12 protein-coding genes are annotated in these 12,649 nt (G+C 63.2%); 7 read left to right on the top strand and 5 right to left on the bottom strand.

Going from position 1 to position 12,649, the window contains the following annotated elements; translation table 11 throughout:
• The first annotated feature begins 138 nt into the window (after window positions 1-138).
• Entirely contained in the window at window positions 139-759 is a 621-nt protein-coding gene (locus X726_RS158930; protein ID WP_023669042.1) for a DUF1287 domain-containing protein, read from the top strand.
• A gap of 5 nt (window positions 760-764) precedes the next feature.
• Here the strand turns inward: X726_RS158930 and X726_RS158935 are convergent, their stop codons facing one another.
• Both X726_RS158935 and X726_RS0134815 read right to left on the bottom strand, forming a co-directional pair.
• Window positions 765-3,089: an NADP-dependent malic enzyme gene (locus tag X726_RS158935; protein WP_023669041.1), complete on the bottom strand. Its 2,325-nt coding sequence runs from the start codon at window positions 3,087-3,089 to the stop codon at window positions 765-767.
• Between the two features lie 159 nt (window positions 3,090-3,248).
• Complete coding sequence (locus tag X726_RS0134815; protein WP_031214781.1) at window positions 3,249-4,028, bottom strand: SDR family oxidoreductase; 780 nt, start codon at window positions 4,026-4,028, stop codon at window positions 3,249-3,251.
• Window positions 4,029-4,148: 120 nt separating this feature from the next.
• Here X726_RS0134815 and X726_RS158940 point away from each other — a divergent pair, with 120 nt between their 5' ends.
• Together X726_RS158940 and X726_RS158945 are read left to right on the top strand one after the other, a co-directional pair.
• Window positions 4,149-4,964 (top strand): UDP-2,3-diacylglucosamine diphosphatase, encoded by an 816-nt coding sequence (locus X726_RS158940; protein WP_023669040.1) that lies wholly within the window; start codon window positions 4,149-4,151, stop codon window positions 4,962-4,964.
• 104 nt (window positions 4,965-5,068) lie between these two features.
• A complete protein-coding gene (locus tag X726_RS158945) occupies window positions 5,069-6,283 on the top strand; it encodes an MFS transporter (protein ID WP_023669039.1) in 1,215 nt (404 codons plus the stop codon).
• Here X726_RS158945 and dgcA read toward each other — a convergent pair.
• Window positions 6,254-7,237: an N-acetyl-D-Glu racemase DgcA gene (dgcA, locus tag X726_RS158950; RefSeq protein ID WP_023669038.1), complete on the bottom strand. Its 984-nt coding sequence runs from the start codon at window positions 7,235-7,237 to the stop codon at window positions 6,254-6,256. The two genes, X726_RS158945 and dgcA, sit on opposite strands and share 30 nt — an antisense overlap.
• A 77-nt stretch (window positions 7,238-7,314) precedes the next feature.
• Here dgcA and X726_RS158955 point away from each other — a divergent pair, with 77 nt between their 5' ends.
• From X726_RS158955 to X726_RS158970, 4 genes are read left to right on the top strand one after another with little or no spacing between them, the layout of a single operon-like run.
• Window positions 7,315-8,502, top strand: a complete 1,188-nt coding sequence (locus X726_RS158955) for an ABC transporter permease (protein ID WP_023669037.1) — start codon at window positions 7,315-7,317, stop codon at window positions 8,500-8,502.
• A gap of 4 nt (window positions 8,503-8,506) precedes the next feature.
• Window positions 8,507-9,322, top strand: a complete 816-nt coding sequence (locus tag X726_RS158960) for an ABC transporter ATP-binding protein (protein WP_198037296.1) — start codon at window positions 8,507-8,509, stop codon at window positions 9,320-9,322.
• Window positions 9,323-9,336: 14 nt separating this feature from the next.
• Window positions 9,337-10,710, top strand: a complete 1,374-nt coding sequence (locus X726_RS158965) for an MlaD family protein (RefSeq protein ID WP_023669035.1) — start codon at window positions 9,337-9,339, stop codon at window positions 10,708-10,710.
• Window positions 10,691-11,389, top strand: coding sequence for an ABC-type transport auxiliary lipoprotein family protein (locus tag X726_RS158970; RefSeq protein ID WP_023669034.1), 699 nt, complete (start codon window positions 10,691-10,693; stop codon window positions 11,387-11,389). The genes X726_RS158965 and X726_RS158970 overlap by 20 nt, the downstream gene beginning before the upstream one ends.
• 34 nt (window positions 11,390-11,423) lie before the next feature.
• Here the strand turns inward: X726_RS158970 and X726_RS158975 are convergent, their stop codons facing one another.
• The gene (locus X726_RS158975; protein WP_245272085.1) at window positions 11,424-12,101 is read right to left on the bottom strand and encodes an RNA ligase family protein; all 678 of its coding nucleotides are present in this window, start codon (window positions 12,099-12,101) and stop codon (window positions 11,424-11,426) included.
• A 69-nt stretch (window positions 12,102-12,170) separates the two neighbouring features.
• Window positions 12,171-12,649, bottom strand: a 479-nt coding sequence (locus X726_RS01000000166770) for a hypothetical protein (RefSeq protein ID WP_033001780.1), incomplete at its 5' end; no start/stop codon positions are given.

Genomic DNA, 12,649 nt, shown 5'->3' with positions numbered 1-12,649 from the left:
CCAAAGATGGTCTTAGCCCATAGACGCGTTGCAGGAGGCGTTTGGATAGGGCGGCAACTGTGCGGTCTCACCGCTGCATGAAAAAGGCGCAATCGCCCCGGAATATCCCACGATCCAGCAATGCCCCGGGGAGCTGGCATGATCGCGATTAGCCGCCGAACTGCGCTGCAGTTCGGTCTGTTGTGCCTGGCGGCGCCCGCCGCCCGGGCGCAGGGAAATCCAGCCGCTCCGGACTGGCGCAGCAAATTGGTCGAAGCCGCGCGTGAGCAGATCGGCGTCACCACCTTCTACGACCCGGCCTATGTCCGCCTCGACTATCCCGGCGGCGATGTCGCGCCGGATCGAGGCGTGTGCACGGACGTCGTCGTGCGCGCCTATCGCCGCGCCTTCGAGCTCGACCTGCAGAAGCTGGTGCATGAGGATATGGCGGCCAATTTCGCCGCCTATCCCAAGACCTGGGGTCTGAAAGCGACCGATCGAAACATCGACCACCGACGGGTCGGCAATCTTGCCGCTTTTTTCGGGCGCAAGGGAGTTTCCTTGCCCGCCAGCGAGTATCCTCCCGACTTTCAGCCGGGCGATGTCGTCACCCAGATGCTGCCCGGCAACCTGCCGCACATCGTCATCGTCTCATCCGAACGGTCGGCGGACGTTCCGGAACGAGCGCTGGTCATCCACAATATCAGGTCGGGCGCCCGCGAGGAGGACACGCTGTTTGCCTTCAAGCAGACCGGGCATTACCGTTTCGTGCCTGCCTGACGGCGTCAGTTGAAATGAACCACCGCCTGCGCCTTGTGCGCCGCCTCGACCACTGCCAGCGCCGTCATGTTGACGACGCCGCGCGACGTCACCGACGGCGTCAAAATATGCGCCGGCTTGTCGGTGCCAAGCAGGATCGGCCCGACATGCAGCGCGTCCATCATCGTGCGCAGCGCGGTCAGCGTGATGTTGGCGGAGTCGAGGTTGGGGAACACCAGGAGATTGGCTTCGCCCTTCAGCCGCGAATGCGGATAGACGCGCTGGCGCAGATGCTCCGACAGGGCTGAATCGGCATGCATCTCGCCGTCGCATTGCAGGTCGGGCGCAACGCGCGCCAGGATCGCCGCTGCCTGCCGCATCTTCAGCGCGCTGGGAGAATCGCGCGAGCCGAAATCCGAATGCGACAGCAGCGCCGCCTTCGGCTCGATGCCGAAGCGCTGGATTTCCTCCGCCGCCAATATGGTCATTTCGGCGATCTCCTCGGCCGTGGGGTCGACCGAGACATGGGTGTCGGTGAGGAAGATGATGCCGCGTTGCGAGATCAGCATCGACAGCGTCGACAGGTCGCGGTCCTTGACGCCCGCGCGTGGTCCGATGACCAGCGTCACATTGCGCAGATGCCGCTCGAAACGGCCCTCGAGGCCGCAGATCATGGCGTCGGCATCGCCGCGCTTCAGCGCCAGTGCCGCAATCACCGTATTGTCGGTGCGCACCATGGTGCGCGCGGCCTCCGTCGTCACGCCGCGCCGGCCGGCAAGCTCGATCAACAGGTCGACATAATGGCGGTAGCGCGGATCGTCTTCCGGGTTGATCAGGCCGAAATCGACGCCCGGCTTGATACGCAGGCCGTAGCGCTTCAGCCTGACCTCGATGACATGCGGGCGGCCGATCAGGATCGGCTCGGCAATGCCTTCCTCCAGCACCACCTGGGCTGCGCGCAGCACGCGCTCGTCCTCGCCGTCGGCATAGATGACGCGCTTGGCGGTCGACGCCTTGGCCGACGAAAACACCGGCTTCATCACCAGGCCGGAGCGGAAGACGAAGCGGTTGAGCTGGTCGATATAGGCGGCGAAGTCGGTGATCGGCCGTGTCGCGACGCCGGTGTCGCAGGCGGCCTTGGCCACCGCCGGCGCGATGCGCAGGATGAGGCGCGGATCGAAGGGCGAGGGGATCAGGAAATCGGGCCCGAAGATCGGCGTCTCGCCGGAATAGGCGCGCGCGGCGACATCCGAAGGCTCTTCGCGGGCAAGGGCGGCGATCGCCCTGACCGCCGCCATCTTCATCTCCTCGTTAATGGCGCTGGCGCCGCAGTCCAGCGCACCGCGGAAGATGTAAGGAAAACACAGTACGTTATTGACCTGATTGGGAAAATCGGAACGCCCGGTGCAGATCATGGCGTCCGGCCGCGCCGCCCGCGCCGCCTCCGGCATGATCTCCGGATTGGGGTTGGCCAGCGCCAGGATCAGCGGCTTCGGCGCCATATGCCGCAACAGTTCCGGCTTCAGCACGCCGGCGGCCGATAGGCCGAGGAAGACGTCGGCGCCCGGGATCACATCGGCCAGCGTGCGCGCCTCGGTATCCTTCACATAGGGGTCTTTCCAGCGGTCCATCTCGTCGGTGCGGCCCTTGTAGGCGACGCCGAAGCGGTCGGTGACCCAGATGTTCTCTACCTTGGCGCCAAGCGAGACCAACAGGTTGAGGCAGGCGAGCGCTGCCGCACCGGCGCCTGAGGTGACGATCTTGATGTCGGAAATGGCCTTGCCGGCGAATTCCAGCCCGTTGAGCACCGCGGCGGCGACGATGATGGCGGTGCCATGCTGGTCGTCATGGAAGACGGGAATGCCCATGCGGGCCTTCAACTGCGCCTCCACCTCGAAGCATTCGGGCGCCTTGATGTCCTCGAGATTGATGCCACCGAATGTCGGTTCCAGCGCCGAGATCGTCTCGACCATGCGCTCTATGCCCGGCGCGTCGATCTCGATGTCGAAGACGTCGATGCCGGCGAATTTCTTGAACAGCACCGCCTTGCCTTCCATCACCGGCTTGGAGGCGAGCGGGCCGATATTGCCGAGGCCGAGAACGGCCGAGCCATTGGAGACGACGCCGACCAGATTGGCGCGCGCCGTATAGTCGGCGGCGGTCGCCGGATTGTCGCGGATTTCAAGACAGGGCGCGGCAACACCCGGCGAATAGGCCAGCGCCAGATCGCGCTGGTTGCCGAGCGGCTTGGTTGCCTGAATCTCAAGCTTTCCCGGCCTTGGATGCTTGTGGAAGTAGAGGGCGGCTTCGTCGAGGTCCGAACGTGCCGTTTTCTTGTTCTCGCCTTCCATGCGGCCGCTCCCTCAAACCTGCTTTGCAGCCTTTTAGCACGCAAAAATGGTTTTTCGCGACGCCAAATGACGCAAGGGCGGCTAAAACAACCGGGGCCGAAAAGACCGAATTATTTCAATCGGTTGCGCGGAAATCCTGCTGAGGATGCACTGAGCCCTTTAGAACGCGCTGACATAGAGGCCGCCATCGACCGGGATGTTCTGACCGGTGAGATAGCCGGCATGGACCGAGCACAGAAAGGCGCAGATCTGGCCGAACTCTTCCGGCGTGCCGAGCCGCTTGGCCGGAACGTCGGCGCTGATGCGGGTCTTGCGCGCTGCGGCCGCTGCCGGGTCTTCCATCGTGCCGGCCTCATGCGGGCCGCGCAGCCGGTCGGTGTCGAGCTTGCCCGGCAGCAGGCTGTTGATGGTGACGTTGCGGTCGACCACCGTGCGCGCCACGCCGGCCAGGAACGAAGTCAGCCCGGCGCGCGCGCCGGACGACAGATCGAGGCCGGGGATCGGGACGTAGACCGACAGCGAGGTGATGTTGACGATGCGGCCGAAGCCGCGCTTGGCCATGCCGTCGATCACGGCCTGCACCAGTTCGATCGGCGTCACCATGTTCTGCGTCACGCCTTCGAGAATCTTTGCGCGGTCGAGCTCGCGGAAATCGCGCAAGGGCGGGCCGCCATTGTTGTTGACCAGGATATCCGGGTCGGGGCAGGCGGCAAGGAGCGCGTGCTGCACGTCGGGTTTCGAGACGTCGCCGACGATCTCGGTCACCTTCACGCCGTAGCGTTCGCGCAGTTCGGCTGCGGTTTTTGCCAGCAGCTCGGCATTGCGGCCGTTGACGACGAGATCGCAGCCGGCCTCGGCCAGCGCCATGGCGCAGCCGCGGCCCAGCCCTTTGCTCGATGCGCAGACGATGGCCTTCTTGCCCTTGATGCCCAGATCCATGACGATTTTCTCCTGTGAATGGCGCGGCACGCTAGCCCTTTGGCTGGCCCAATCGCAACCGTCATACGGTTGTTGCATGAATCGGGGCATAGCCTGCGCGAAAGCAACGGTGACGATCTGATGTCCGGTACAGAAACCCGCACTTTCCGCAGCATGTTCATATCCGACCTGCATCTCGGATCGAAGGCGGCCAAGGCCGAGTTCCTGATCGATTTCCTGCGGTATCACGACGCCCATATCATCTATCTCGTCGGTGACATCGTCGACGGCTGGCGGCTGCGGCGCAGCTGGCATTGGCCGCAGAGCCACAATGACGTCGTCCAGAAACTGCTGCGCAAGGCGCGCAAGGGCACCTCGATCACCTATATCGCCGGTAATCACGACGAATTCGCGCGCCAGTTCCAAGGCGTGCATTTCGGCGGCATCGTCGTTGCCGACCGCGCCATCCACGAAACCGCCGATGGCAGGCGCCTGCTGGTCATCCACGGCGACCAGTTCGATACCGTCGTCCACAATGCACGCTGGCTGGCCTACCTCGGCGACTACGCCTATGACGCCGCGATGGTGGTCAACCGCGTGGTGACGAGGCTCCGCCATATGCTCGGCCTTCCCTACTGGTCGTTCTCGTCCTGGGCCAAGGTCAAGGTCAAGAAGGCGGTGAACTTCATCGGCTCGTTCCAGACGGTGCTGACCGAGGAGGCCCGCCGCTCGCATGTCGACGGCGTCATCTGCGGCCACATCCATCACGCCGCGATCGAGACTTATGAGGATGTGCAGTACATCAACACTGGCGACTGGGTGGAGAGCTGCACGGCGGTGGTCGAACATTTCGACGGCAAGATGGAGATCATCCACTGGGCGCTGGTGCTGCCCGAAGCACCGGACGAGCCGCTCATCCCCTTGCTGATCGAAGACAGGGTCGTCGAAGCGGCATAACCCTCCTGTTAATCGACTGGCCCAGGCAGTTTCGGACCGCTTTCGCGCATGTTAAGGGATCGATCTGCGTTGCAGCCCTTTGTGCAGCGTAATTGGATCGATTCATGTCGCTGCCGCCGCTCTCGCCCGAACAACTCGTCAAGCCGCGCCATTTCGAACTGCGCATGAGTCTGATCTTCGCGACATTATTCGTGTCGCTGGGAACGCATGTGCCTTATTTCCCGCTGTGGCTGCATGCCCAGGGTTTCCACGCCGAGCAGATCGCCATCATCCTGGCGGCGCCGATGTTCCTGCGCGTGGTGACGACGCCGCTGCTGACCGCGCTGGCGGACCGGGCGAAGGACAGGGCCGATGTCTATATTGCGCTGGTGGCCGCGACGATGGTGCTTTCCGCCGGCTATTTCCTCACTCCCACCTATGCGGCGGTGCTTGCCGTATCGCTGGCGCTGACGGTGGTGTGGACGCCGCATTCGCCGATCGCCGATTCGCTCGCGCTGTCGGGCGTGCGCCGCTTCGGCTCGAACTACACCGCGATGCGCAAATGGGGCTCGATCTCCTATCTCTGCGCCAACGTCGCAGGCGGCTTTATCCTGGCCTGGACGAGCCCGCAGGCCGTGCCGGTAATCATCTTTGCGGCGCTGTCTGCCGCGCTCGTCGCCGGATTGCTGGCGCCGCGGCTTGGCCGCCCGCGCCGCGCTTCGCCGCTTTCGGCCGCCGACATCCAGCATCAGGCGTCGAGCCTTCTCAATCCGTATTTCCTGTATTTCACCCTCGGCGTCGGCATCATCACCGCCAGCCATGCCTTCCTCTACGGCTTTGTCTCAATCTACTGGAAATCGGTCGGCATCAGCGATTCCGTCGTTGGCCTGCTGTGGGCCTGGGGCGTGGTGGCCGAGGTCTGCATGTTCGTGTTTTTCAACCGTATTTTTGCCTCCGTCTCAGTCGTCAAGGTGATGCTGATCGCCGGCGTCGGCTCCATCGTGCGCTGGATCGCCTTTCCGTTGATCTGGCCACTCGGGCTTGGCGTTGCCGGTTTCTTCGGCGTCCAGACCCTGCATTCGGTGTCGGTGGCGATGGTGTTGATCGGCCTGCAGAAGATGATCGGCGAAACGGTTTCGGAAGAACGCACGGGTGCGGCGCAAGGCATTGCCTATTTCTTCAACGGCTTCTTCATGGCGGCGGTGACGCTGGCGTCCGGCCCGCTTTATGAGCGCTACGGCGTCGACGGCTTCCTGGCGATGATCCCGATCGCCATCATCGGCCTGGCGCTGATCGGGCTCGCCGCGCGTTCAGCCCCACAGCATCCTGTCAGGCGGTAACACCAGCGACCCCTGGTACACGAGGCCGGGCTGGCGGTCGCGGGCAAGCAGCAGCGGACCGTCGAGGTCGACGAAGTCGGCGCCTTGCGCCAAAAGCACTGCCGGCGCCATCGCCAGCGACGTGCCGACCATGCAGCCGACCATCACGCCGAATCCCAGCTCCCGGGCGCGGTTGCGGAGGGTAAGGGCGGCGGTCAGACCGCCGGATTTGTCGAGCTTGATGTTGACGGCGTCATAGAGGCCGACAAGCGCTTCGAGGTCCTTCGCCTCGTGGACGCTTTCGTCTGCGCAGATCGGCACCGGATGCGCGATGTGGCGCAGGATGGCATCATGGCCGGCGGGAAGCGGCTGTTCGATCAGGGCTATCCCATGTTCGCCGGCGAAAGCGAGATTCTCGATGATGTTGGCATCGGTCCAGCCTTCATTGGCGTCGAGGATGATGCGGCTGTCGGGCGCCGCTTCGGTCACGGCGCGGATGCGGGCCAAGTCGTTGTCGCCGCCGATCTTGACCTTGAGCAGCGGCCGCCCGGCATTGGCGCGGGCTTGCGCCGCCATTGCCTCCGGCTCGCCTAGCGACAGCGTGTAGGCCGTCTCCAGCGCCGACAAGGGCACAGCGTGGATGGCGTCCGCGACCGCAACGCCGCTGATCTTGGCCTCCAGGTCCCAAAAGGCGCAATCGATGGCGTTGCGGGCAGCACCCGCCGGCATCGCATCAAGCAGTTCCTTGTGGCTGATGCCGCCTTCTATCTGCCGGCGCATGGCCTTGATGGCGTCGCGCACCCCCTCCATGGTCTCGCCATAGCGCTTGTAGGGGACGCATTCGCCCCATCCGCGATTGTCCCCATCGCTGATCGTGCAGGTAATGACTTCGGCTTCGGTCTTCGACCCGCGCGAGATGGTGAAGGTGCCGGCAATGGGAAAACGCTCGGCCTCAACCGAAATGACACGCGCCATAATTTTCTGCTCCGGCTATGCGACAACGCGTCGTCGGCAAATCGACAGGTACGACCCGTCAGGCTAAACAGGACGCCATGTTGACCATCGGCAAACGCGACGCAAGCGGCAACGCCGCCAAGGAGGCCGACCACCAGCCCCGCGTTGCGGTCGGCGAGGAGGGCGGCGTCCTCGGCTGCGCTTTCTCCGGCATCTGGACGACGACGACAGTGGCGCTGATCGACGCCGAGATGCGCAAGATCGAGCAGCGCAAAGGCTTCCAGACGCTCGCTTTGGATCTTTCCCACATCGAGAAGATAGACACCGCCGGCGCCTGGCTGATCGATCGCCTGGTCAGTGTCTTCGAAAAGAAGGGTGTCGAGATCAAGATGCAGGGGCAAAGCGATGTCGCCTCGATCCTGCTCGGCGCCGTTGGCGAAGCTGTCCGGCGCGAGCCCGAATCGCGCGGCGTCCGGCGCCCCAACATCATCCTCCGCGGGCTGGAGGCGGTCGGCCGCCGCATCTATGAGATGCGCGACGATTTCCTCGCCTCGATGAACATCCTCGGCGCCACCATCGGCGGCGCCCAGATGAAGCTCGGGCGCGGCCATGCCATCAATCCGGCGGCGATCTTCAACCAGATCGATCGCATGGGGGTCGGCGCCATCCCCGTGGTGGTGCTGATGTCGGCGATCGTCGGCGCCATCGTCGCCCAGCAGGGCGCCTACCAGCTCAATTATTTCGGCGCCAACATTTTCGTTGTCGATCTGGTCGGCGTGCTGATCCTGCGCGAACTCGGCGTGCTGATGACCGCCATCATGATCGCCGGCCGCTCCGGCAGCGCCATCACCGCCGAGATCGGCTCGATGAAGATGCGCGAGGAGGTCGACGCGCTGAAGGTCATCGGCCTCAACCCGATCGGCGTGCTGGTGTTTCCGCGCCTGGTGGCGCTGGTGATCGCGCTGCCCTGTCTCACCATCGTCGCCAATTTTGCCGCCCTTGGCGGCGGCATCCTCGCCGCCTGGCTTTATTCCGGTATTGCGCCGACGGCCTTCATCGACCGGCTGCGCGGCGCGATCGATATCAGCACCATCTTCGCCGGGCTGATCAAGGCGCCGTTCATGGCCATGATCATCGGCACCATTGCTTCCGTAGAAGGCATGAAGGTCGGCGGCAGCGCCGAATCGCTGGGTCTGCACGTCACTGCCTCGGTGGTGAAGTCGATCTTCGTCGTCATCATCCTCGATGGCCTTTTTGCCATCTTCTACGCATCGATCGAGTTCTGACATGATGCGCAGAAACTCAAAGGCGACCAAGGCTGTGCAGGGAATGGAAGAAGACGATATCGTGCTGTCGGTGCGCGATATCACCCTTGCCCTGGACGACAAGCTGATCCTCGACAAACTGGCGCTCGACATCAAGCGCGGCGAAATCCTCGGTTTCGTCGGCGCCTCGGGCGCCGGCAAATCGGTGCTGCTGCGCACGATTCTCGGCCTGCTGCACAAACAGTCCGGCACGATCAAGCTGTTTGGCCTCGACCTCGAAAAGGCCAGCGACATCGAACGATTGCGCATCGACATGCGCCTTGGCGTGCTTTTCCAGCACGGCGCCCTGTTTTCGGCGTTGACCGTGCAGGAAAACGTGCAGGTGCCGATGCGCGAATATCTCGATCTGCCGAAGAAACTGATGGACGAACTGGCCTTGCTCAAGATCGAACTGGTCGGCCTGCCGCCGGACGCCGCGCAAAAATTTCCCTCGGAGCTTTCGGGCGGCATGATCAAGCGCGCCGCCCTGGCGCGGGCGCTGGCGCTCGACCCCGACATCGTCTTCCTCGACGAGCCGACTTCCGGCCTCGACCCGATCAGCGCGTCCGAATTCGACGAACTGGTGGTCAAGCTGCGCGATACGATGGATCTGACGGTCTATATGGTGACGCACGATCTCGACACGCTGTTTACCGCTTGCGACCGCGTGGCGGTGCTCGGCAACAAGAAAATCCTGGTCGAAGGCACGATCGACGACATGCTGAAAAGCGAAGAACCGTGGGTCAAATCCTATTTCCGCGGAAAACGCGCTCGGCAACTTGATCTTGCCGCGCGCGCATAGACATAAGTGGGGCAATGGAAACCAGAGCCAATTACGTAATTGTCGGCATTTTCACCCTAGCTGCAATCCTGGCGGCGTTCGGGTTCGTCTATTGGACCGCCCAGATCGGTGATCGCGGCGAGACGGCGGAGCTGCGCGTGCGTATTCAGGGTTCGGCCTCCGGCCTCGGCCCCGGCAGTCTGGTGCTGTTCAACGGCGTCAAGGTCGGGGTGGTCAAGCGCGTCTATTTCGACCGCAATGACCCCAATGCCGCCATTGCTACGACCGAGATCGACCAGACAACGCCGCTCACCAAATCGACGCAGGCCGATATCGGCATCGCCAGCCTTGCCGGCCAGGTCAACATCGAATTGAAGGGCGCCGATCCCAAGGAACCGAACCTGCTGGAAGAGGCGGCAAAGGAAGGCAGGACCGCCGAGATCGTCGCCAATCCATCGGCGGTCACCAACCTGCTGCAGACGGCGCAGAATATCTTCACCCGTGCCGACAAGGTGCTTTCCGAACTCGAAGGTTTCACCAGGGATGTGCGCGGGCCGCTGACCCAGACCGTCAAGAACGCCCAGACATTTTCCGATGCGCTGGCCAGGAATGCCGACGGCATCGACAAGTTCCTGACCGCCGTCAGCGCGCTGTCGGACGAGTTGAAGGGTGTTTCCGGCAAGCTCGACGGCACACTGAAGGCTGCCGAAGGCCTGCTCAATGCCGTCGACAAGGACAAGATCAAGAGCATCGTCGCCAATGTGGACGCCGTCACGGCCAATTTGAAGGAGACCAGCGGACAGCTCGATGGCGTGATCAAGAACGTCGATACCGCGGTCGGCTCGGTCAACGATTTCGCCAAGCGCACGCAAGGCACGCTGGCAAAGGTCGACAATGTGCTCGACGGCATCGATCCGGCACAAGTGCGCGTGGCGCTCGCCAACATTCAGAAGGCCAGCGAAAACGCCAACAAGGCCGCCGCCGACATCGCCAAGGTGACCGACAAGTTCGCCGACCGGGCCGACGACATCGACGAGACGATCAAGGACGCCAAACAGCTTGCGTCGCGCCTCAACGATGCCTCGGTGCGCGTCGACGGCATCCTGAAAAGGGTCGATACGCTGCTCGGTTCGGGCCAGGCCGACGGCGTCATGGCCGATGCCAGGGACACGCTGAAGTCGTTCAAGCAGGTCGCCGACACGCTGAACGCCCGGCTTGGCACGATCACCGACAATATTGCGCGCTTCTCGGGCCAGGGCCTGTCGAATGTCGAGGCGCTGGTCCAGGACAGCCGGCGTTCGATCAGCCGCATCGAAGAGGCGGTGACCGATCTCAGCCGCAACCCGCAGCGCATCCTGTCGGGCGGCGACGGCGAGGTCCGGCAGTTCGATGGCAGGGCACGGCGTTGACTTCCGTGCCCGCCCGCAGCAATTACATGGACCGCGGACGCGGATTCATCATACGATCCGGGGACAGTGGGGATCACGCGTGACGTTCGGGTTGGGTGGGTATAGATCGGCAGTCGTTTTGCTTGGCCTGACGCTGGCTGGTTGCGCGGCATTGGGAGGCAAGCCGGCGCCACTCGATACGTTCGAGCTGTCCGCCCCGTCAATCGACGCCCATGGCCACAGCCGCCGCCAGATCCTGATCGCCCAGCCCTCCGCGCTCAAGGCGCTGGACAGCCAGAACATCGTCATCAAGCCGTCAGATCGCTCGATCCAGTATCTCAAGGGCGCGCAATGGGCCGACCGGCTGCCGCTGATCGTGCAGGCGAGGCTCGCCGAAACCTTCCAGCGCTCCGGAAGCTTTGCCGGCGTCGGCAAGCCGGGCGAGGGGCTGGCGATCGACTACCAGGTGATCGTCGAGATCCGCTCCTTCGAAGTCCGCGTCAATGGTGGCGAGCATGCCGAGGTCAATCTCTTCGTGCGCATCCTGAACGACCGCAACGGCGAGGTGCGCGCCTCGAAGAGCTTCACCGCATCCGCTCCCGTCTCGGGCAGCGGCAATCCGGCCTATGTCAGCGCGCTCGACAGCGCCTTCGGCGAGGCGGCGAAGGATATCGTGAGCTGGACGGACTCGGTGATCTGAGCGAACCCGGCGAGGCGCTTGAGACCCAGGAATCTTAGCCGCCTGCCAGACGGTTGGTGACCAGTTCTGCCTTCATCCAGTGGGTTTCACTCTGGACATGTCCTGCCCGTACATATTTGCCCATGCGAATGGGCATGTCTGCCTCAGCAAATGCTTCGGCAACCCTAGCCACAAAGCCTTCTTGCTTGGCCTTATCCAGGGACGCAGCCAGATTATCGAAGAGGTTGGGGCTGAAAGGCCCACGATAGAGCGTGGGAACAGGAGTGATGCCCAGTTCCTCAAACCGGGCCAGGGTCAAATCCCACGGTTGAATCTCGGTCCCGATGATCCATGCAAAGCCAAGAAAAAATGACGGCAGCGCATCATACGCAGCCGAATGTCGGGCATAGAGGTTCTCGCCGACAATCCGTTCATCGTCAGCAAGTAGCGGTGAAACATTTGCTGCAAATGCCTTCAGCCAGTCTCGGGATGGATGATAACGGCTATCGGGACTGCGCGCGTGAGAGCCATCGCGATGAAGGGTTGTGTTCTCTCCATCCATCTTCTCGGTGACCACAAGATCAGCCACCCTTAGTCCTTCAAGCGACGCCATGACCTTGTCGTCGCTGGTGGCTCCGACCGATATCGGCAGATGAAAGGTGCGACCGTATTTCCTCATGCTGGAGGCATAGCTTGCAGCCCATCGCGCCAGCAAGGGCAGCCTGAGCGTCATTGTTCGATCCATGACAAACGAAAAAGGCGGGAAATTTCCCGCCTTTTCATTTTGATGCAGCAATCGTAGCTAGTGCAAACGGCCGCTCGCATGGGCCAGCATGGTGTAGACCTTGCCGGTGTCCGACGTCAGGTAGGTCTGCGCCATGATGTTGTCGCGGTCGTTGCGCGAGACGTCCTTGAGCAGCTTCTCGAAATCGTCGCAGTAGCGGTCGACGGCGGCGCGGAACTCCGCCTCGGCCTGATATTTGCGGCGGATTTCGTCAAAGGTCTGCTGGCCCTTGAGCGTGTAGAGGCGGCGCGTGAACACGTCACGCTCGCCGCGCCGGTAGCGGTTCCACAGCTCGATCGAGGCGTCGTGGTCGATCGCCCGGGCAATATCGACCGAGAGCGAGTTGAGCGACTCCATGACATGCAGCGGCGAGCGCTGGGCGGGAGTTGCGCGCGGTGCTTCCGCGGGCGCTGCCGGCCTGGCGACTTCCTCCTCGCGCGATGCCCCGGTCAGGAGATCGCGCACCCAGCCGCCTTGCGGCGTGCGGGCGTTGGCGT

It is taken from the genome of Mesorhizobium sp. LSJC285A00 (assembly GCF_000503155.1).
GTDB lineage: Bacteria > Pseudomonadota > Alphaproteobacteria > Rhizobiales > Rhizobiaceae > Mesorhizobium.
The sequence above is the reverse complement of the archived record's forward strand: the minus strand, read 5'-3'. Positions and strand labels throughout refer to the sequence as shown.

What these genes read in the sequence shown, in the direction of transcription:
- dgcA (WP_023669038.1), bottom strand. Translation starts at nt 7,237, where the DNA reads ATGGCGCGTGTCATTTCGGTTGAGGCCGAGCGTTTTCCCATTGCCGGC.
- X726_RS158935 (WP_023669041.1), bottom strand. Translation starts at nt 3,089, where the DNA reads ATGGAAGGCGAGAACAAGAAAACGGCACGTTCGGACCTCGACGAAGCC.
- X726_RS158930 (WP_023669042.1), top strand. Translation starts at nt 139, where the DNA reads ATGATCGCGATTAGCCGCCGAACTGCGCTGCAGTTCGGTCTGTTGTGC.
- X726_RS158965 (WP_023669035.1), top strand. Translation starts at nt 9,337, where the DNA reads ATGGAAACCAGAGCCAATTACGTAATTGTCGGCATTTTCACCCTAGCT.
- X726_RS158945 (WP_023669039.1), top strand. Translation starts at nt 5,069, where the DNA reads ATGTCGCTGCCGCCGCTCTCGCCCGAACAACTCGTCAAGCCGCGCCAT.
- X726_RS158955 (WP_023669037.1), top strand. Translation starts at nt 7,315, where the DNA reads ATGTTGACCATCGGCAAACGCGACGCAAGCGGCAACGCCGCCAAGGAG.
- X726_RS158970 (WP_023669034.1), top strand. Translation starts at nt 10,691, where the DNA reads ATGGCAGGGCACGGCGTTGACTTCCGTGCCCGCCCGCAGCAATTACAT.
- X726_RS158960 (WP_198037296.1), top strand. Translation starts at nt 8,507, where the DNA reads ATGCGCAGAAACTCAAAGGCGACCAAGGCTGTGCAGGGAATGGAAGAA.
- X726_RS158940 (WP_023669040.1), top strand. Translation starts at nt 4,149, where the DNA reads ATGTCCGGTACAGAAACCCGCACTTTCCGCAGCATGTTCATATCCGAC.
- X726_RS158975 (WP_245272085.1), bottom strand. Translation starts at nt 12,101, where the DNA reads ATGACGCTCAGGCTGCCCTTGCTGGCGCGATGGGCTGCAAGCTATGCC.
- X726_RS0134815 (WP_031214781.1), bottom strand. Translation starts at nt 4,028, where the DNA reads ATGGATCTGGGCATCAAGGGCAAGAAGGCCATCGTCTGCGCATCGAGC.